Genomic DNA, 20,330 nt, shown 5'->3' on the forward strand with positions numbered 1-20,330 from the left:
TTGTAACGAAACCCAGCGCATACCGCATCCACCCCCCCCTTCGTTGCTAACGTAAAAAACCCGGCCGAAGCCGGGTCAGTAGGTCGAAGACCGATCAGTAAGCGCGAGCAGTCGATCAGAACCGATAGGTCAGCTGGGCACCGAAGCCGTGGGCTTGGTTTTTGTAGTCAGCGGCGTAAGTAGCACCACCGACGGGTACTCCTCCTGTTTGAGCACTAGCGAGCAGGTCTTGGCGATCCTGCTCAATAAAGGTGCTGCGCTCGGAGAGATAGGAGTAAGCGAAGTCCAGCGTTAGGTCCGGAGTCGGGCTCCAGCCAGCGCCGATAGAGAAGATACGACGCTCATCGGACGGAATACGCACGCTGCGGTCTTGGTCATTGGTGGGGGTGAAGTCTAACGTCACGCCTGCGCGCAGTGCTAAGGTCGGCGTTAGCTGATACTCACCACCAGAGGCAAAGGCCCAGGCGTTTGAGTAGTTTTGCTGCTCGTTGGTAATCTCGTTGCCCTGGCTACCTAAGATCGAAATTTCCTCAAACTGGCTCCAACGAACCCAGGAGGCGCCAAACATCAACTTCAAACGGTCAGTCATCTGCTGGGTCAGCGAGAAGTTAACCGTTTCAGGGGTGGTCAAATCCAGGTTAGCGGTATCCGCACGCACCACGTTGCCCAGCGGGTCTGTGGCTTTGAAGGTGCCTTCCAACTCATAATCCACTGCAGAACGATAGGTCAGGCCCAGCATTGTTTCTGGCACCGGCTGATAAATCACGCCCAAGTTATAGCCCCAGCCGTCGTCGTCACCCTCTACCCGTGAATCCACATCTCCGGCCGCATTAAAGGCAGCGCTAGTAGGCAGTTGACGACGTAGCTCGCCTTCCACTTGGTTGTACGTGACACCGATACCGGCTGACCATTGGTCGTTAAAGCGGTAAGACACGGTTGGCTGGGCACTCACTACTCGCAGCTCGGTATAGTCACCGAAATAGCGGCCTTGGAAGGTATCTTCATACTCTGTCTGAGAACCGAAAGGTGCATAAACACCGAAACCAAATGCCAGACGTTCATTCACGGGTTGGGCATAAAACGCAAAAGGTATCAGCGTACCCGGCACCATATCGCCATCGTTAGTGCCAGGAATCGTGCCTACCGGCACCTGAACACCCGCCGGAGCGCCGCCTTGGGCAACACCGGCATCCAAGGTGCGGTTCGCCGTGACATTACTAATATCCGTATCGACGCAAAAAAAAGTACCACCCGCCGTAATCTGAGCGCGGTCGAGGAACGACATACCCGCCGGGTTGCCATACACAATGGTAGCATCGTGTACGTTTGAGCTACGTCCCGCATGGCCATACCCCTGCCCACTGACGCTCTGCTCGTTAATCTGATATCCGCCTGCGTTGGCTTGGCTTGCAAAGGTAACTGCTGCAACCGCGGCCGCTAGGGTTAATTTCTTGAAGTTATTATGCATTGTGGGCCTCTCTCCCGATGATCCGGCGGACTGTGCCATCCATCCGCGTTGTTCCTACACCTCAGTTTTCGCCCAATGCTTGGTCCGGTTCAAGTGCAAACGAGCGTTTTATTTTATTTTCCGCTTATACATTAGTCGCACGCTCGTTTTAAATCAGTGTTTTAGTATTTCGACTGAGTCGATCACGCCTGCTTGACCTATGGGTTACCCAAAGGTTTTACACTACAGTTTGAACATTTACCACCAATCGGGGGGAGGTTATGTCGTTAAGCGATTTAAAAGTTGGCGAGCTTGCCAAACTCGGTCACGTCACTGCTGAAACCGTCCGCCATTACACCCGAGAAGGGTTGCTATCTCCCCAACGCCATCCCGACAACGGTTACCAGCTCTACTCCGCCACCGACTTGGAGCGTCTGCACTTTATTCAGCGGGCGCGCAAGCTGGGGTTTAGCGTGGCGGAAATCCGCGACATCCTAGCCCATGCCGACCAGGGCGACTCCCCCTGCCCGCTAGTGCGCGATCTGCTTGCCCACCGGCTGCCGCAAATACGCGCGCGGGATTGCCGAGCTAGAGGCACTTGCCCAGCGAATGGAGCAGGCACTGGAGAGCTGGCGCGACATGCCTGACGGCACCCCCGATGGCCATAGCCTGTGCCGCTTAATCGAAAGTTTTCCCGAGGAGGCACCATGCAGTCACACACCCTGCAGTCACAAACGCTAACGCGCACCGTGCCCGGCATGAACTGCCAGGGCTGCGTCAAGCGTATGCGCGAGGCTATTCACACCAAAGATCCGTCGGCCAGTGTGGAGGGATTTCCCGCCGAGAAGCGCCTAGAGGTCACAAGCTCGCTAGATGGCAACGCGCTAGATAGTGCGCTTAGCGAGGCAGGCTACCCACCCGATGAAGCGCCGAGTGAAGATCCTTTACCTGCCGAGTCGGCCCCAACTTCCGAGGTGGCCGAAGGCCAAAATGTGCCCACTGACGCCCCCCAACAGCGGCTATTGATTAGCGGTATGACCTGTGCGGGCTGTGCGAAAAGCGTTGAGAAAGCGCTGGCGAATACCCCCGGGGTGAGTGCCGCGTCTGTGAACTTTGGCACCCACACCGCCCAGGTAACGGGCAGTGCCAAGCGCGATGCGCTGATTGAAGCCGTCGCCGCAGCGGGCTACCACGCTGAACCCATCGTGGATATGCGCGAAGCGGAGCGCACCCGTGAAGCCCAGGAAGCGGCAACCTACCGTCAGCGCCTCAAGGGCAGCATTCTATCGCTTGCCCTTGCGATTCCACTGATGCTGAGCATGTTCGTTTACCATCCGCACCCAATGGGCCTGGGCCGCCTCTATTGGCTAGTAATAGGCCTGCTGACCCTGGCTATTTTGGCCTTTCCTGGGCGGCACTTTTTCACCAACGCTTGGAAACAACTCAAGCACCACCAAGCCAACATGGACACCCTGGTGGCCATGGGCACCGGCACCGCCTGGCTCTACTCGATGATGGTAGTGCTCTTCGCCCCCTGGCTACCCGAAGTGGCCCAGGGCAGCTACTTTGAAGCCTCTGCGATGGTGGTGGGGTTAATCCTGCTCGGCAACGCCATGGAGCTACGCGCCCGAGGCCGCACCAGCAGCGCCCCTAAACGGCTGCTCGACCTACAGGAAAAAACTGCCCGAGTAATACGCAACGGTGTGGAGCAGGAGGTCGCGGTGGAGGATGTAGCGCTGGATGACCATATTCGCGTGCGCCCCGGTGAGCGGCTGCCGGTAGATGGCGTAGTGCTCGACGGCCAGAGCTATATCGATGAGTCGATGCTCACCGGCGAACCCGTGCCGGTGCACAAAGCAGCGGATGAAGAGGTAGGCGCAGGCACGGTGAATGGCAGCGGCAGCTTGGTGTACCGCGCCACCCGAATCGGCCCCGATACCCGCCTGGGACGTATCACCGAGCAGGTGGCCAGCGCACAAAACTCCCGCCCACCGATTGGCGAGCTGGCCGATACGATCTCAGGCATATTTGTACCCGCCGTGATGATTATTGCGGTGCTAACGGCCCTTGCCTGGTACAACCTCGGACCCGCTCCAGTGGTTATTCATATGCTGGTCACTGCCACCACCGTACTGACTATCGCCTGCCCCTGCGCGCTGGGCTTGGCCACTCCCATTTCCACCATGATTGGCGTGGGCAAAGCCGCCGAGCATGGCGTGCTGGTGCGTAGCGGCGAAGCGCTGCAAACCGCGAGCCGCCTGAACACGCTGGTCGTCGATAAAACGGGAACGCTGACCGAAGGCAAACCGCGCGTCACCGAGGCAACGGTGCTGCACGATGATAGCGCCCAAGTGCTGGCCTGGGTGGCCGCCCTAGAGAGCCGCTCGGAGCACCCCCTTGCCAAAGCGCTGACGGCCTACGCCGAAGAGCACAACGCCCGCCCCGATGCGCTGGCTAGCTTTGATAGCGTGACCGGCGGCGGTGTTAAAGGCACCAGCCAAGCTAATGACACGCTGCTGCTAGGCAATGCGCGCTTATTGGAAGCGTCTGGCGTCGACCCTTTCCCCAGCAGACGAGAGCATTCGCCAGCTGGAACCCAAGGCGCCCTCGCTGGTTTATTTAGCGGTGAATGGCAAGCTGGCCGCCCTCTTCGGCGTTAGCGACCCGCTGCGCAAAGATGCCGCCGCCGCCGTGAAGCGCTTGCAGGATGACGGATTAACCGTGGTGATGTTGACGGGCGATAACGAACATACCGCCGCTGCGGTGGCCCGCGAGGTAGGCATTAGCGAGTTCAAGGCAGGCATGACGCCCGACGACAAGCACGCAGAAATTGAGCGCCGCCAAGCGGCAGGCGAAGTGGTCGGCATGGTGGGCGACGGTATTAACGACGCCCCCGCGCTGGCCCGCGCCAACGTGGGTTTTGCCATTGGCCAGGGTACCGATATCGCCATGGAGAGCGCCGGTATTACGCTGATGCGCGGCTCACTACACGGCGTGGCCACGGCGATTGAGCTTAGCCGGGCCACGCTCACCAACATCAAGCAGAATCTAGTAGGCGCATTTGGCTATAACGTACTTTGTATCCCGATTGCCGCCGGCGTGCTCTACCCCGTAACCGGCATGTTGCTGTCACCGATCATTGCCGGCGCGGCCATGTCGCTCTCCTCCATCACCGTGGTCAGCAACGCCAACCGCCTGCGGTTATGGAAGCCCACCCAGCAGGAGGCCGTATGAGTTTACTGATCAATCTTGCGGGTATCGCAGTCATTGGCTTGGTCGTCTGGTGGTTTTGGCTTAACTAGCAACCGTTTAGCTAACCCCGATATAACGCCCTGGCTTGTGGTTTAGGGCGATAATCAAGTTGAGCGTCAGCGCCCCCAGCACCGAGTAGCCTACGCGGTCTAGGGCTAGCTGGGTGAGTGCCACCAGCAGGATCACGCCATCGATGCCGAGCTGCACATAGCCCGCCCGCAGGCCGTGCTTATCCTGGAGGTAGAGGGCGAGAATGTTGATACCGCCGAGGCTGGTGCGGTGGCGAAACAGCATCAGCATGCCAATTCCCATTAATGCGCCGCCCATCAGCGCCGCGTAGAGCGAAGGCACGTTGGCAAACTCGACCCACCCTTGGGTGAGTTCGGAGAACAGCGATACCAGGCCGATGGCCGCAAAAGTGCGCAGCGTAAAGCTCCACCCCATGCGTTTGATCGCCAGATAGTAAAACGGCAGGTTGATAGCAAAAAACCAGATGCCAAACCCCCACCCCGTTACATCGTTCAGCAACAGTGCAAGCCCTGCAGTACTGCCGGTGAGCAGCACCGCGTGGGGGTAAAACGTCACCCCCAGCGCCACAAACAGCGTGCCCAACAGCATCGCCATGATGTCTTCATAGGGCTTGTGAGGGTCTTTAGGCAGGTCTTCCATGCGCATGAGTGCGTCCTTTTTAGGATTATTAGAGCGGCCGCTTAAGCGGCCAAGGACGCGAGGATAGCGGAGAGTATTAAACGGGGCTAGCGTGGTGCACCATAAGCTGCAATGACTCGCGACCGCGCCAGCGGTTGCGATTGAGCTTGTAAGCGCAGTGCAGCGTATCGCCCACGCTAAACGAGGGCAGTTCCCCCGGTGTGAGCGCGCGAAACCAAATCGCTTTGCTGGTGACGGCCCCCATGGAGAGCTCCATCATCAAGTGCGAACCTTCTGCACCCACCGGGCGCAGCGCTTCCACAATAAAGCGCCCTTCAAATAGCGGCGGGTCGACTCCCCCCCATAGGGGCCTAACGTCTCGATTTCCACCAGCGTCGCCAGCGAGAGCTGGGCGGTCGAGAGCTCGCCATCGGTCCATAGACGCGGGTAGAGCGGTGTATCGCCAAGTTGCTCGCCAACCGCTTGCAAAAACGCGGCTTTAAAGGCCGCTAGCTGCTCCCGTGGCACGCCTACACCTGCGGCACCACTGTGCCCCCCAAAGCGCGGCAGCGACTCAGGAGCAAGCTCAAAAGTACGCTGCAGGGCATCTCTTAGGTGCAGCCCCTCAATGGAGCGGCCAGAGCCGGTGAGCATATTGGGCGCGGCTGCCCGCGTAAGCACTACGGCTGGACGTCCGTAGGCCTGCACCAGCCGCGAGGCGACGATGCCCTGCCCGCCGGGGTGACCATCTTCCAACAGCACCACGACGGCAGGCTCGTTGGCCTCCAAGGCGGGAACGGCTAGCGCCCGCGCCTCCTCGGTCATATCCGCCTCAATCGCCTTGCGGGACTGGTTATCCTGGTCAAGCACTTCAAGCTGACGGTTCGCGACACCGTCGCTCTCTGCCAGCATAAAGTGCAGCGCCGCGTAGGGGTCATCTAGCCGCGAACGGGCGTTGATCCTCGGGCCCATCTGAAACGCCAGTGTTTCGGCGTTGAAGGGCACGCTGTCAGCCCCTAACCGCGCTGCCATGGCCCGCCAGCAGGCGGCATCCATACGATTGATCAGCGTTAAGCCGTAGCTCACCACCGCACGGTTGGCGGGCTTCCACCCAGCGAGACGCAGTCCGCCACGGTGCCTAACGCCACATAGGAGAGCCACGGCGAGAGCTTCGGCGTGGCCTCCAGCAACGCTCCCCACTCCACCAGTACGCCGTGGGCGAGCGACATCAGCAGCCAGGCCACCATACAGCCCGCAATGGTTTTATCCGGATAGTCGCAATCGCTACGAGTCGGGTTCACACAGGCATACGCGGAGGGCGGCGGACCTTCCAGGGGCAGCGCGTGGTGATCGCTGACCACCACATCGATACCGGCTGCTTTCAGCCGCGCAATGCGCGGCTCGTCAGAACTGCCGCAGTCGGCGGTAATCACCAGTGTGGGCAGCGGCTTTAAACTGAGCGTTCGCTCCACTAACGGCAGGCTGATGGCGTAGCCGTCGTGAATACGGTGTCCAATCAGACTGTGCAGCTTGTGCTCAGGCACACCAAACAGCTCCACCACCGTGCGCCGAATGACCACGTGTGAGGAGATGCCGTCCACATCGTAGTCGGTCAGAATACCAATGGACTCGCCTTCAGCGACTGCCTGGGCAATTCGCTCCGCCGCGCGGCGACCATCGGCGAGGTTTTTCAGGATGCACGAGATAGCGCAGGCTGGGCGACACCAGCGGCGCAAGCTCCCCGGTATAGCCGGGCAGCCGCGATGCCAAAAGCCTTGCCTGAAGCTCGCTCAGCCCTTCGGATTGCGCACGCAAATAAACAGCCTCGTCCAGGGGACGAGGCTCTAGGCGGGGCTGGTTACTCTGCTGAGAAAGGGGTGACACCTGGGTCATATCACCTCAGCGACCGTTGTCAGCGACGAACTGCTGTACCGCGCTCAATTCTGCGGGCAACACCGTATAGCGCTCTTTACGCTCCAGCAGGTCGTCCATGTGGGTCGGCAGCGGCACGCCCTGGAAGCCCGCTTTTACCACGGCTTCGGCGAACTTCGCCGGGTGGGCGGTGGCCAGGGTGATCATCGGCGTGGAGGTGTCTACACGTGCCCGCTCGGCCGCTCGGTAGCCGGTCGCCGTATGCGGATCGAGAATCTCGCCGGTACGATGATGCGCTTCCCGAATCACTTCCAGAATCGTCTCGTCATCGACGCTGTAGCTGGCGAACTTCTCGCGCAGCTTAGCCAGCGGCGCACCGGCAAGCGCAGTAGGCTCTTGCTGGAAGCGTTCCAGCAGGGCAGCCACGGCGGCACCGTCACGGTCGTAGGCATCGAACAGCAGGCGCTCGAAATTGGACGACACGACGATATCCATCGAGGGCGCTAACGTGGCCGCCAGCTCTTTCTTGGAGAAGTCGTTAGCCGCCAACGTGCGGTGCAGAATATCGTTGGCATTGGTGGCGATGTGAACTGCTTCACCGGCAGGCCCATCTTGTAAGCCATGTAGCCCGCAAAGACATTGCCGAAGTTAGCCGATGGCACGCAGAAGCTTACTTCCCGCTGGGGAGCGCCCAACGCCACGCCTGCGGCCACGTAGTAGACGATCTGGGCCATGATACGCGCCCAGTTGATCGAGTTCACCGCCACGAGCCGCGTACCGTTCAAGAAGTCTTGATTGGCAAAGCTGGCTTTCACCATCGCCTGGGCATCATCGAAGTTGCCCTCGATGGCGATGTTGAAGACGTTGTCGGCGAGCACCGAGGTCATCTGACGGCGCTGCACTTCGGAGACGCGGTTGTGGGGGTGCAGTATGAAAATATCGAGGTTGTCGCAGTGGCGGCAGCCTTCGATGGCCGCCGAGCCGGTGTCACCAGAGGTGGCGCCCATGATCACCGCACGCTCGTTGCGCTTTTTCAGGAAGTATCCAGCAGTCGCCCCAGCAACTGCAGCGCCACGTCTTTAAACGCCAGCGTCGGGCCGTGGAATTGCTCTAACAGGAAGTGGCTGGCATCCAACTGTTTTAACGGCACCACCGCGTCGTGGTTGAACGTGGCGTACGCCTCGGTCACCAAACGGCGGAAGGTCTCGTCGTCGATCTCGCCGTTGACGAACGGCTTCATCACCCGAAAAGCGATCTCGGCGTAGGAGAGCCCGGCCATGTCGGCCAGCTCCTCTTTGGAGAACTCAGGCAGCGTTTCCGGGACGTAAAGACCGCCATCGCTGGCCATACCGGTGAGCACCACCTCTTCAAACGAGAGGGCGGGCGCTTGCCCACGCGTGCTGATATAGCGCATCGGTTACTCTCCTTCGTCCAGGCTTTCCACGCGAATACGCGTGACTGGGCCTGCGATATCGGCCATGGCTTCGATCTCGCGGATCGCTTCGTTCATCTGCTTCTCTTTGGTGCGATGCGTCAGCAGAATGATCGGTACCAGCTCGCCTTCGGTGGCCTCTTTCTGAATCAGCGCTTCAATGGAGATGCCCTGTCGGCCAGAATGGTCGCTACACGGGCCAGTACGCCGGGGCGGTCCACCGCCAGCAGGCGCAGGTAGTAAGCCGTGGTGATCTCTTCCATCGGCATAATCGGCAGTTGGCTAACATCTTCATCGATGCCGCTAAACGCCGGGTAAGGCACGCGGTAGTGGTGGTCGGTGGCGATGTCGCGCGCCACGTCCAGCAGATCCGCCACCACGGCTGACGCCGTTGGCTCGGCACCGGCACCCGCTCCGTAGTACAGCGTGGGACCAACCGCATCACCCATCACCGCAATGGCGTTTTTCACACCATGCACATTGGCCAGCAGGCGCTCTTTGGGGATCAGCGTGGGATGAACCCGCAGCTCCAGCCCTTGATCGGTGCGCTTGGAGATACCCAGATGCTTGATGACGTAACCGAGGTTGTCGGCCTGTTCCACGTCTTCGGCGGTGATACGCGAAATGCCTTCGGTGAAGGCTTTTTCAAACTGCAGCGGCACGCCGTAAGCAATGGAAGCCAGAATGGTCAGCTTGTGGGCGGCATCGATGCCTTCCACGTCGAACGTCGGGTCGGCTTCGGCATAGCCAAGCGCCTGGGCCTCGGCCAATACGTCTTCAAAGGCACGGCCTTCGTCGCGCATGTGGGTCAGAATGAAGTTACCGGTGCCGTTGATAATGCCCGCGACCCACTCGATCCGGTTGGCCCCCAGGCCTTCACGCAGCGATTTGATGACGGGAATCCCCCCCGCGACGGCGGCTTCAAAGGCAACGATCACGCCCTTTTCATGGGCCGCACGGAAAATCTCGTTACCGTGAACGGCGATCAGCGCCTTGTTGGCGGTGACTACATGCTTGCCGTTGGCAATTGCGGTGAGCACCAGCTCGCGGGCAATATCGTAGCCGCCGATCAGCTCTACCAGCACATCCACGTTGGGGTTGTTCGCGACTTCAAACACATCGGTCGTCGCGTTAATGCCGGTAATATCGCAGTCAGGATGAATACTGCGGTGGGCAACCTGTTCAATCACAATCGGGCGGCCTGCGCGGCGGCTAATATCGTCCGCGTTGCGCGTTAATACGTTGAAGGTGCCGCCACCCACAGTACCTAACCCACAAATGCCTACTCTTACCGGTTTCAAAATACTTCCCCTTTCGTGTTGGGCACCCGCAGGTGCCGCTTCTTAAATCAGTGTCTCAGCGTGTTCGTTCGTTACTTAAGTGATGTTATTCATCTTTCAAGCCTAACATGGCAACGAGCCGGTCGGGGGGTACAAATCCAGGCACCATTTGCCCGTCGGGCAGGATGATGGCTGGCGTACCTTGAACCCCTAGCGCTTGTCCCAGGGCGTACTGATCTGCCACCGGGTTATCGCAGCTGGCCTCTGCGGCAATCGTTTGTCCCTCTTTGGCCTGATTCATCGCTTCACTGCGGTTATCAGAGCACCAGACTTGCTGCAGGGTGTTGGCTGCACCGCTGCCCATACCGGCCCTTGGAAAGGCTAGGTAGTGTACCGCAATGCCCCGCTCGTTGAGCTCGGGTACGGTCTCATGGAGGCGTTCGCAATAGGGGCAGGTGGGGTCGGTAAACACCACCACCGTAGCCTTCGGCTCATCCACCCCTCTAAACACCACGCGCTCGCTCTCAGGAATCGCCGCCAGCGCCGACGCGCGTTCTTGGTTGCGGGACTGCTCAGTCAAATTTACCAGCCCATTATCCGCATTTTGGTAGAGGTCCCCTACCAAAAAGTGGCTGCCCGTCCGCATTTGAATAAAACGATTCACCGCTCTCCAGGCGAACGTGATAAACCCCTTCCATCGGCGTGGCATTCACCTGCTCGACCGGCATCGCCTGCCCATTGACCTGTAAATTTTCAGCCAAGCGCTCGGCAACATCAACGGCGTAGGCAAAAGCAGGCAGTAAACTGCCCGCCAGCACCAGCCAGGGGGCACAGGATTTCGCAGCTGAGGGCATACGTTGGCGCATTCTTTGATTAACCTCGTGGATGGTGTTCAGCATGCAGTTGCTCCAGGCGCGCCTGGGCAACGTGAGTATAAATTTGTGTGGTGGATAGGTCGCTATGACCTAACAGCAGCTGTACGACCCGTAAATTAGCCCCATGATTCAATAAATGAGTCGCGAATGCGTGGCGCAACGTGTGAGGCGACAGCGGCCGCGATATTCCTGCCGTGATGGCGTGGGCTTTAATACGGTGCCAAAATGTCGCCGCGTCATTGAGTTATCGCCTCGCCCGGGGAACAGCGCTGGGCGCGTTGGGTCCTGCATTAACCCCGGGCGCGCTGTTTTTAAGTATTGCGCCAGCCACTCGGCGGCCTCCTCCCCCATGGGCACTAGGCGGTCTTTATCCCCTTTGCCGCTCACTCGCACCACCCCCTGGCGCAAGTTGACTGCATCGCCGGTCAGGCCAACAAGCTCAGACACCCGCAGCCCGCAGGCGTAGAGCAGCTCCAGCATGGTGCGGTCACGCACGCCAAGCGGCGTGCCCACATCCGGGGCCAGCAGCAGGCGCTCAACCTCGTCTTCCTCAAGCGTATTGGGCAGGCTAGGGCGTACCTTGGGAAGCGATACATTGGCAAGCGGGTCGCTGTCTATATGTCCATAGAGCCGTGCCCAGCGATAAAAACTGCGCAGTGACGAAAGCATTCTGGCGTTGCTGCGCAGTTGGTAGCCTTGCTCGCGACGCTGCTCCATCCAAGTGCTAAAACGCGTTGGCGAGGCTGTGAGCAGCGTTTCATCATCGCGTTCAAGCTGCTGCTGCCAAGCGGTTAAATCGCGCCGATAGGCCGCTAGCGTATGGTCGCTGGCTCCCTGCTCTAACCACAGTGCATCCAGATAGGCATCAATCCCGCTCATAGGCTAACGGTCTCACTGCAAGGCGACAAACAAAAACCCCGCCCCGCAAAGCGGTGACGGGGTTTTCCGTATCCGAGCGCCGTGCGCCCGTGAAAAAAGTGGCGATTAAGCCAGTTTTTCCTTGATACGCGCCGACTTACCGCTGCGCTCACGCAGGTAGTACAGTTTGGCTTGACGAACGTCACCACGACGCTTGACTCTATCGGAGTCAACCAGCGGGCTGTAGGTCTGGAAGGTACGCGCAACGCCAACACCGTGGGAGATTTTGCGTACGGTTAAAGCGGAGTTCAGGCCGCGGTTACGCTTACCGATGACCACACCTTCAAACGCCTGCAGACGCTCACGAGTACCTTCTTTTACTTTAACCTGAACGACGATGGTGTCGCCCGGTGCAAAATCAGTAATCTCTTTGCTCATTTGCTCGGCTTCGATCGCCTGGATCACCTTGTTCTTGCTGCTCATCTTCATACTCCTAAATAACGTAATGGCTTGCCACGCAGTCGTGGAAGGGGCAAACCGTGATCCCGGCGCTCGAAGCGAGCTACGCGGGAGTCGTTATGGGTGACGCAGGTACGTAAGCTTACTACTGTACCCGTCCTGCACCGCCGCTCTGCCTACTCCGCGTTACCCAACGTAGCGGACAGAGCGTGTTCCTCGATAAACTCGTCTAGCAGCCCTTGCTGCTCGGCGTTAAGGGTTCGCCCTGCTAACAGACAGGGACGACGCTCCCAGGTACGCCCCAGCGACTGCTTTAACCGCCAGCGCTTGATGGCTGCATGATTTCCGCTTAGCAGCACCTCAGGCACTTGGCGCCCGTCGATGACTTCAGGACGGGTATAGTGCGGGCAGTCTAACAAGCCGTCATTAAACGAGTCTTCGATAGCGGAAGCCGGGTGGCCCAGCACGCGGGGTACCAGCCTTGCCGCTGCGTCGATCAGCCCCATCGCGGGCAGCTCACCGCCACTCAGCACATAGTCGCCAATCGACCATTCTTCATCGATGTCACTCTCCACCACGCGCTCGTCGATGCCTTCATAGCGCCCGGCAACCACTACAAGAGGGCCTGCCGAGGCGAGCACTTGAACGCCCTGCTGATCTAACCGGCGCCCTTGGGGCGATAGGTAGATCACCGTCGGCGTGAGACCGGTTGCCTGCTCGGCACGTTGGCGAGCATCAAAGATAGCCGCCCGGAGGGTGTCTACCTTCATTAGCATACCGGGGCCGCCGCCATAGGGGCGATCGTCCACGCTGCGGTGGCGGTCGGTGGCATAATCCCGCGGATTCCAAAACTCTAGGGCAATGCGCTGTTTCTCTACCGCCCGACCGATCACGCCCTGCTGGGTAATCGCATCGAACATCTCAGGAAACAGCGATACCACACCAATCCACATCGCTGGTGCGTCTGTTTGGCTGCCTGCAGACTCCTCTGCTGCCACCGTTGCATCCGTCGCCGTAAGTTCGTTCAAAGCGTCTTGGCTCATCAAAACTCAGGGCCGCAGTCAACCACCATACGGCCGTATTCCAGGCTGATCTCAACGATCACATCATCGGGCAGGAAGGGTAACAGCCGCTCGCGCTTATCGATTGCGTCGTTATCACCGCGTACCACCATGACATCGTTCGCGCCGGGTTCAAACAGGTAGCTGACCTGCCCTAACCGCTCGCCTGACTGAGTGAAGACAGTAAGGCCCTCAAGCTCATGCCAGTAGTACTCATCGTCGGAAAGCTCAGGCAGTGCTTCTTTCGGCATCAGGATGTCCGCTTGCGCCACCGCTTCGGCTGCCGTTCGGTCACCCACACCTTTCAGCTGCACGACAAGCCCTTTACCTTGCCGACTTCCCTGAACAACGTTCATGCGCGTTAGGTTTTCCCGTTGGCGCACCCACCACTCAGGGTACTCTAGAATGCTGTCCATGGGGTTGGTATAGGAGTACACCTTCAGCCAACCTTTAATCCCGTGAGGGCTAGTTAGCTTACCAAGCACCACATGTGTGTCGTCAGTATGGCTAGTGTTAAAACGCGTCATTGACGACCACTCCAGCTACAACAGCATCTATTGCTATGACTTGCGACGGGCAACAGGCTTAGGCCTGCTTGCGCGCTTCTTTAACCAGCTCAGCAACACGACCAGACAGCTGGGCGCCTTGGCTCTGCCAGTGAGTAACGCGATCCAGATCAACACGCAGACGCTCTTCTTGACCACGGGCAACCGGATTGAAGAAGCCGATACGCTCGATGAAACGGCCGTCACGGGCGTTGCGAGAATCGGTAACAGTCAGGTGATAAAAGGGACGCTTTTTGGCGCCACCACGTGCCAAACGAATGGTAACCATACGATAACTATCCTTCGGTTGAGGTTACGAGAGTGGGGCATAGCGCAAACCGCTATCAGAACACTCGTCATACTGTTTTCTTGGCGCACCACCTGCTTATATAAGCCAAGGCGACACACCATCAGGACCTTCACTGGCAAGTATTGGGGCCGTGCTAACGCACATTTTGCCAACACCCACGCATGAAGAGGCCGCATTCTACGCAAATGCGCTCGGCTTGGAAAGCCTGACAGCCAGAAAACTCACAGGCCGTCAACCTTACCAAGCGCATCAGAACGCGACGACAGGTACCATTTAGCGCCAGGGTAAGCCGCCAGGACCACCCATGCCGCCCCATACCACCGGGACCACCCGGGCCGCCGCCGCCACCCATCATGCCCGACATACCGCGCATCATTTTCTGCATGCCACCTTTCTTGCCCGCTTTCTTCATCATCTTCTGCATCTGCTTGTGCTGCTTTAGCAGGCGGTTCAAGTCAGGCACCTGCAGGCCCGCCCCCGCTGCTATGCGGCGCTTGCGCGAACCGTTAATGATGTCGGGCTTGCGGCGCTCTTTGGGCGTCATGGAGTTGATCAGCGCTTCTAGCTTGCCTAGCTCCTTCTCAGGGCCGGGGCCTTGCGCCAGTTCGGCCATTTGGCCCATACCCGGCAGCTTGCCGAGCAGGCCGCCCATGCCGCCCATTTTTTTGAGCTGCTGAAGCTGGTCGCGAAAGTCTTCCAGATCAAAGCCGTCACCTTTCTTCACCTTGCTGGCAAGCTGGGCAGCTTTGTCCTTATCGACGGTGCGCTCGGCCTCTTCGATCAGCGACAGCATGTCGCCCATGCCAAGAATTCGAGACGCGACCCGGTCGGGGTGGAAAGGCTCTAGCGCATCGACCTTTTCACCAACCCCCATAAACTTGATCGGCTTACCCGTGACATGACGGACAGACAGTGCAGCACCACCCCTTGCATCACCATCAGCCTTGGTCAGGATCACACCGGTCAAGGGCAGCGCTTCATTGAACGCCTTGGCGGTATTTACCGCATCCTGGCCAGTCATGGCATCGACGACAAACAGCGTTTCTTGGGGAGAAACCGCCTTATGCAGTGCCTGAATTTCCGCCATCATCGCTTCATCGATGGCAAGGCGGCCTGCAGTATCGACTAGCACTACGTCGTGGAACTGAATTTTAGCGTGCTTGATGGCCGCGTTGGCGATGTCGACCGGCTTCTGGTCAGAGCGGGAGGGGAAGAAGTCGACCTGAACCTCTTTCGCCAGGGTTTCAAGCTGGTCGATGGCCGCCGGACGGTAGACGTCCGCCGAGACCACCAGCACCTTTTTCTTCTCGCGCTCACGCAGATAGCGGGCCAGCTTGGCGACGGAGGTGGTTTTACCCGCCCCCTGCAAACCGGCCATCAGCACGACAGCGGGAGAGCCTTTTAGGCTAAGGCCTTCATTGGCCTCGCCCATAATCGCTTCCAGCTCTTGCTGGACGATTTTGACGAACTGTTGGCCCGGCGAGAGGCTTTTCGACACCTCTTGGCCGACCGCACGCTCGCGCACCCGCTCAATAAAGGCTTTAACTACCGGTAGCGCTACGTCTGCCTCAAGCAGCGCTTTGCGTACTTCACGTAGGGTATCTTTGATATTGTCGTCGGTTAGCCGTGCTTGGCCTTTGATCGACTTCAGCGTCTGGGAAAGACGCTCGCTCAGATTCTGAAACATGGGGCCTCTGCCTCCGTCGCTGTCGCCGGGCGTATTCACCGGACGAATGTGGCCGCGATTATACGCGCTCGCGGCCTGAGTCTCCATGGGCGTCAGCGTTGGCGCTCGATGGCTGTGCGACGCCGCCTTGATTGGTTATAGTAGGCGAGCCGATCTAGATTGACCGGAAAATACATTGAGGCGTCCTGACTGGGAGGTATTGCCACTCGGATACAGGCGCTGTTCTGACCCTATTTTTCTCAACAACGCGCTGCAAGGCGCATGGATAGCATCATGCAGGCGCTCCCGTTCGCCACGATCGCTTTTATTCTCTATGTCGCCGCTGCTATTTGGCAGGGCATGACGCTGTTTCGCCGGGTGCCTCCCCGCCAAGGCATGGTACGTCTGCTAGGCGCGCTGGGCCTGCTGTTGCATATTCCTGTGGTCGTGCAGTTGGTGGGGGAATCACCGGGGCTGCTGCCCGGCTTTACCACCAGTGCCACGTTATTGATGGCGGTGGCGGTGAATGTGGTACTGGTGGCCAGCCTATTCAAGCCAGTGCTTAATGCGGGCATCGCGCTGTTTCCACTTGCTGGCATTGCCCTGATTGTGGCCACTTGGCTGCCTAGCCAGGGCAGCCATAGCGGCTTAACACCGGGTATTTTGCTGCATGCCGTGAGCTCAGCGCTGGCCTTTGCCGTGCTGGCCATTGCCGCGGTGCAGGCGGTGCTGGTGGGATTACAGAATCAGGCGCTGCGTCATCACCATATTCGCGGCATCGTCCAGTCTTTACCGCCGCTCACCACCATGGAGCGTGTGCTGTTTGAGCTGGTATGGGCGGGTATTGTGCTGCTGACCTTGTCAATTATTAGCGGCTTAATTTTCCTCGATAATCTATTTGCTCAGCATTTGGTTCATAAAACTGTTCTCTCACTGGGCGCATGGATCATTTTCACCACGCTACTGGTGGGCCGCTACCGTTTTGGCTGGCGCGGCATGCGAGCCGTGCGCTGGACCCTCGGTGGCTGCGCCCTTCTTCTGTTGGCCTACTTTGGTAGTAAATTCGTGCTGGAAATTCTGCTTAACCGCTAAGCCTGCGGGCTTAGTGGTGATCGCGTCAGTAAACGCGCGCTTGACACGCCACTGCCATGCTTCTAAAAATCGAGCTTAATACGCCATAAAGGAACTTTCGACTTGAGCGACGACTTCCCCCTGGGGTTACTGTTCGGCCTGCTAGCCTTACTCATCCTGCTGTCTGCCTTCTTCTCTAGTTCTGAAACGGGCATGATGTCGATCAACCGCTATCGACTTAGCCACCAAGCCAACAGCGGCGACCGTAGCGCCAAGCGCGTGATGCGCTTGCTTACCCGCCCCGATCGACTCATTGGCGTATTCTGATTGGCAATAACTTCGTCAATAACTTGGCAGCCTCCATTGCCACGATTATTGCCATCCACTTTTTTGGCGATGTGTCCGGCCCGGCTATTTCCACCGCGCTGCTCACCATTACCATTCTGATTTTTGCGGAAGTGACGCCCAAAACCTACGCCGCTATTAAGCCTGAGCGCATTGCTTACCCCACCTCCTACGCCCTGGAGCCGCTGCTAAAGCTGCTTTACCCCTTGGCGTGGCTGGTCAATGTGATGTCTAACGGGCTGCTGCGACTGATTGGCGTGAAAAGCGTGGATAACGGCGGCGATAGCCTGATCCGTGATGAGCTGCGCACCGTGGTACATGAAGCGGGTACGCTGATTCCCTATCGCCACCGAGCCATGCTGCTGTCGATTCTGGATCTTGAGAACGTGCGGGTGAACGACATCATGGTGCCCCGCCACGAAGTGTTGGGCATCGACCTGGACGACTCACTGGAAGATATTCTGACCCAGATCCGCACCAGCCAGCACACACGCCTGCCGGTCTATAAGGGCGATATCAACACATTATTGGTATGCTCCACCTGCGCAACGCGGCGCGCTTTTTATCCCGCAGCGAAGTCACTAAAGCGTCGATTGTGCAAGAGGCACGCGAGCCCTACTTCATTCCCGAATCCACACCGCTGCATACCCAGCTGCTGAATTTCCAGAAGCAGAAGCGGCGGATAGGCATCGAGGTGGATGAGTACGGCGATGTAGAGGGGCTGGTGACACTTGAGGATATTCGCGAAGAGATCGTCGGCGAGTTGACCACCGACGTTTCTGAAGATGACGAGATTCACCAGCAGGATGATGGTAGCCATGTCATTGAAGGCACGGCTAACATTCGTGAGATCAATAAGATGCTGGGGTGGGAACTGCCGACCGACGGCCCAAAGACGTTAAACGGGTTAATTCTTGAGCACTTAGAAGCTTTCCCAGAAGGTCCAGCCTGCCTGCAGATCGGCAACACACGGATGGAGATTCTGGAAATTCGCGATAACCTGATCACCTCAGCGCGCTGCTGGCAAAAGCTGCGCCTGGCCCGTCGCTAATCCTGCTGTCGCGGTTGGCAACGGGTGATCTCGCTATCGCCCGCGGCCTTCAATGCCCTAACCCGCTGCTCCAAGAAGCGCCTTAACGCCACACCCTCGACTTCATGCACTAAAATGGGCGGACCAAAGTGTAGGCTCACTGGCGCTCTAAACCGCGAAGGCCACTTCTTTAGTGCTTTGCCGCCGTAGTGGGAGGTCCGCGACCCCCAGAGCCCCGCCAAGCCTGCCGGAATTACCGGCACGTTGTCTCGGGCGAGAATGGTTTCGAGCCCACGGCGAAAGGTATGAATGTCGCCATCTGGGGTTAAGCGCCCTTCCGGAAACACCATCACGATATCGCCCTCACGCAGCGCCTTGCTCACTTCATCCAGGGTGCGCCGCAGCGCTCCCGGGCTATGGCGTTCCGATTCGATCGGAATCGCTCCGACCAGTTGAAACCACCACTTCAGCCAGCGGGATCCGAAGATGGGCTGATCCATCACAAACCGTAGCGGCCTAGGGCTTCCACCGCCCAGCACCAGTGCATCCATAAAGCTAACGTGGTTACAGACGACCAACGCAGCGCCCCGTTTGGGTACGTGCCCTTGGCCATGCACCGACAGCCGGTAGCAACCGCGCATGGCCACATAGATCACGCGGCGCAGCAAGCAGCGGGTGGTTTTGATCCCCCATGTCACGTCACCGCCCCCCGGTGTCGCAACCCGGCCAGCACGGTGCTCATGAGTTGATCCAATAGCTCATCGACTTTGAGTTGCTGCCCCTGCCAGTAGCCTAGCCGCTCGTTCAAGCCAAGCTGCACCAAGCCGTGAACGCTGCCCCACAAGGTACGGCCAAGGCGGCGTGCTTCTAGGTCATCCAGCGCAGGTTGATACTGCTTTAACGATGTCTCCACCTGGGTAAACAGGGCTTCAATCAGGTCGCTCTGGCGCTGGTCCAACTCCCCTTCCTGGGCGAGCGGGTAGTCAAACAGCAGCTGCCACCGGTAGCAGTCTTCCTCCGCAAACCGCCAATAGGCGTGTGCCAGGGAACGCAGCCACGGCCCCGGGGCATCCTCAGCCAGGCTGGTAATGGTATGCTGCAAACGTGCGAGGGTTTCGACGTTGACGTGCTGCAATAAATTATTAAAGCTGCCGTATAGTTTTAGCAGCGTACTGGGCGCACAGCCCACCTCTCTGGCCAGTGCACGTAGTGATAAACCATAGACTGGCTGCTTAGCCAACCACTCATCACAAGCGTGCATGACCTGCGCGTGGAGGGCATCGGGCGCATGCTGTCTAGGACGGGCCATGGCGATCTCTTCAGGTCAACGGCAAACAGGGAAGACTGCCTCATCGCGCTTTAGCGTGAGCAAGGTATACGATAGGATACCTTACATCGAACACTGTTTTCGACACTAAAACGCGACATTTAACGTATTACTACTCCCCCTCGCCATTTTGTATCAGCGCCGCAGGCATCGCGCATTAAGGAGATCGGCATGACGGGACGCCTACACGTACAGCGCCTATCGCTCGCCCGCCTTGCGCCAGACCTAAAGAGCACCGAGCCACTAATTGAGTCGCCCAATCTAGCCCCGCGTCAACCAGTGTCGGCCTTCCGCCTTGAGCAGGGGCGATTAACGACCACCCCTCTTTTTTGGGGGCTGACGCCGCCGTGGCTCAAAGTGCTCGACCACGCTCCTCACTGCGCGCGAGCGGAAACGCTTAGCAAGCGGGCCATGTTTCATGAGGCGTTTAGCGCTCGACGGTGCGTAATTCCTGTCAGCGGCTTTTATATCTGGAAGCCGCAGGCGCGCAGTAAGCAGCCGTTTCTAGTCACCCAAGTGAATCGCGGCCCGCTGCTGCTCGGCGCGCTCTGGTGCCGTTACCACACAACTCTCACCACTTTTACCGATTCGACGGCGCTGATCAGCGTGCCTGCCAATGCCTGCCTGTCACCACTGACTGACCGTTTACCGGTGATTATTCCCCCGGAAGCGCTACATCAATGGTTAGACCCCAGCACTGAGCTTACGTCGCTAACACCACTATTGATGCCGGCACCGCTGGAACTGTTGGGCGCTTTTCCGGTATCAAAGCATGTGAATAACCCTGCCTACCAGTCACCCTCTTGCGCGCACCCCACAGGGCCAATGCTGCGCTGGACCGTGTCACAGGAG

At 58.7% G+C, this 20,330-nt stretch carries 11 protein-coding genes and 9 pseudogenes; 6 read left to right on the top strand and 14 right to left on the bottom strand.

The window, feature by feature from the left end:
* Positions 1-115 precede the first annotated feature (115 nt).
* A complete protein-coding gene (locus B4967_RS01765) occupies positions 116-1,468 on the bottom strand; it encodes an OmpP1/FadL family transporter (RefSeq protein WP_083023212.1) in 1,353 nt (450 codons plus the stop codon).
* 260 nt (positions 1,469-1,728) lie between these two features.
* Between B4967_RS01765 and B4967_RS01770 the strand changes: the two are divergent.
* The 3 genes and pseudogenes from B4967_RS01770 to B4967_RS21160 all read left to right on the top strand — a co-directional run bounded on the left by B4967_RS01770 (position 1,729) and on the right by B4967_RS21160 (position 4,681).
* Positions 1,729-2,188, top strand: a pseudogene (locus B4967_RS01770) (MerR family transcriptional regulator).
* On the top strand, positions 2,155-4,107 hold the full coding sequence (locus tag B4967_RS01775) for a heavy metal translocating P-type ATPase (protein WP_422821833.1): 1,953 nt from the start codon (positions 2,155-2,157) through the stop codon (positions 4,105-4,107). Before B4967_RS01770 ends, B4967_RS01775 begins: the two are co-directional and overlap by 34 nt.
* Positions 4,058-4,681: an HAD-IC family P-type ATPase gene (locus B4967_RS21160; RefSeq protein ID WP_422821834.1), complete on the top strand. Its 624-nt coding sequence runs from the start codon at positions 4,058-4,060 to the stop codon at positions 4,679-4,681. The genes B4967_RS01775 and B4967_RS21160 overlap by 50 nt, the downstream gene beginning before the upstream one ends.
* A 75-nt stretch (positions 4,682-4,756) precedes the next feature.
* Here the strand turns inward: B4967_RS21160 and B4967_RS01780 are convergent, their stop codons facing one another.
* The 11 genes and pseudogenes from B4967_RS01780 to ffh all read right to left on the bottom strand — a co-directional run bounded on the left by B4967_RS01780 (position 4,757) and on the right by ffh (position 15,726).
* Positions 4,757-5,374, bottom strand: a complete 618-nt coding sequence (locus B4967_RS01780; protein ID WP_083023214.1) for a YitT family protein — start codon at positions 5,372-5,374, stop codon at positions 4,757-4,759.
* A gap of 70 nt (positions 5,375-5,444) precedes the next feature.
* Positions 5,445-7,240 (bottom strand): annotated as a pseudogene (locus B4967_RS01785) (single-stranded-DNA-specific exonuclease RecJ).
* A 6-nt stretch (positions 7,241-7,246) separates the two neighbouring features.
* Positions 7,247-8,633, bottom strand: a pseudogene (gene thrC / locus B4967_RS01790) (threonine synthase).
* Positions 8,634-8,636: 3 nt separating this feature from the next.
* Positions 8,637-9,952: pseudogene (locus tag B4967_RS01795) on the bottom strand (homoserine dehydrogenase).
* Positions 9,953-10,037: 85 nt separating this feature from the next.
* Positions 10,038-10,830 (bottom strand): annotated as a pseudogene (locus tag B4967_RS01800) (DsbC family protein).
* Positions 10,805-11,685 (bottom strand): annotated as a pseudogene (gene xerD / locus B4967_RS01805) (site-specific tyrosine recombinase XerD). The pseudogenes B4967_RS01800 and xerD overlap by 26 nt, the downstream one beginning before the upstream one ends.
* A gap of 105 nt (positions 11,686-11,790) precedes the next feature.
* The gene (rplS, locus tag B4967_RS01810; RefSeq protein WP_083023215.1) at positions 11,791-12,147 is read right to left on the bottom strand and encodes a 50S ribosomal protein L19; all 357 of its coding nucleotides are present in this window, start codon (positions 12,145-12,147) and stop codon (positions 11,791-11,793) included.
* A gap of 152 nt (positions 12,148-12,299) precedes the next feature.
* Positions 12,300-13,076, bottom strand: a complete 777-nt coding sequence (trmD, locus tag B4967_RS01815) for a tRNA (guanosine(37)-N1)-methyltransferase TrmD (RefSeq protein WP_083023245.1) — start codon at positions 13,074-13,076, stop codon at positions 12,300-12,302.
* A gap of 89 nt (positions 13,077-13,165) precedes the next feature.
* Positions 13,166-13,711 (bottom strand): ribosome maturation factor RimM, encoded by a 546-nt coding sequence (rimM, locus tag B4967_RS01820; protein WP_083023217.1) that lies wholly within the window; start codon positions 13,709-13,711, stop codon positions 13,166-13,168.
* Positions 13,712-13,769: 58 nt separating this feature from the next.
* On the bottom strand, positions 13,770-14,018 hold the full coding sequence (rpsP, locus tag B4967_RS01825; protein ID WP_009098555.1) for a 30S ribosomal protein S16: 249 nt from the start codon (positions 14,016-14,018) through the stop codon (positions 13,770-13,772).
* Positions 14,019-14,312: 294 nt separating this feature from the next.
* Positions 14,313-15,726: pseudogene (gene ffh, locus B4967_RS01830) on the bottom strand (signal recognition particle protein).
* Positions 15,727-15,999: 273 nt separating this feature from the next.
* Between ffh and B4967_RS01835 the strand changes: the two are divergent.
* Positions 16,000-16,797: a cytochrome C assembly family protein gene (locus tag B4967_RS01835; protein ID WP_062374909.1), complete on the top strand. Its 798-nt coding sequence runs from the start codon at positions 16,000-16,002 to the stop codon at positions 16,795-16,797.
* Between the two features lie 102 nt (positions 16,798-16,899).
* A pseudogene (locus tag B4967_RS01840) lies at positions 16,900-18,172 on the top strand (HlyC/CorC family transporter).
* Here the strand turns inward: B4967_RS01840 and B4967_RS01845 are convergent.
* A complete protein-coding gene (locus B4967_RS01845) occupies positions 18,169-18,849 on the bottom strand; it encodes a 1-acyl-sn-glycerol-3-phosphate acyltransferase (RefSeq protein ID WP_083023219.1) in 681 nt (226 codons plus the stop codon). The pseudogene B4967_RS01840 and the gene B4967_RS01845 overlap by 4 nt on opposite strands.
* Positions 18,846-19,460, bottom strand: a complete 615-nt coding sequence (locus B4967_RS01850) for a TetR/AcrR family transcriptional regulator (RefSeq protein WP_083023220.1) — start codon at positions 19,458-19,460, stop codon at positions 18,846-18,848. Before B4967_RS01850 ends, B4967_RS01845 begins: the two co-directional genes overlap by 4 nt.
* A 189-nt stretch (positions 19,461-19,649) precedes the next feature.
* On the opposite strand from B4967_RS01850, the pseudogene B4967_RS01855 reads away from it, so the two are divergent.
* A pseudogene (locus tag B4967_RS01855) lies at positions 19,650-20,330 on the top strand (SOS response-associated peptidase); the annotation flags it as partial.

The sequence above is a fragment of the Vreelandella lionensis genome (genome assembly GCF_002087295.1).
Lineage (GTDB): Bacteria > Pseudomonadota > Gammaproteobacteria > Pseudomonadales > Halomonadaceae > Vreelandella > Vreelandella lionensis.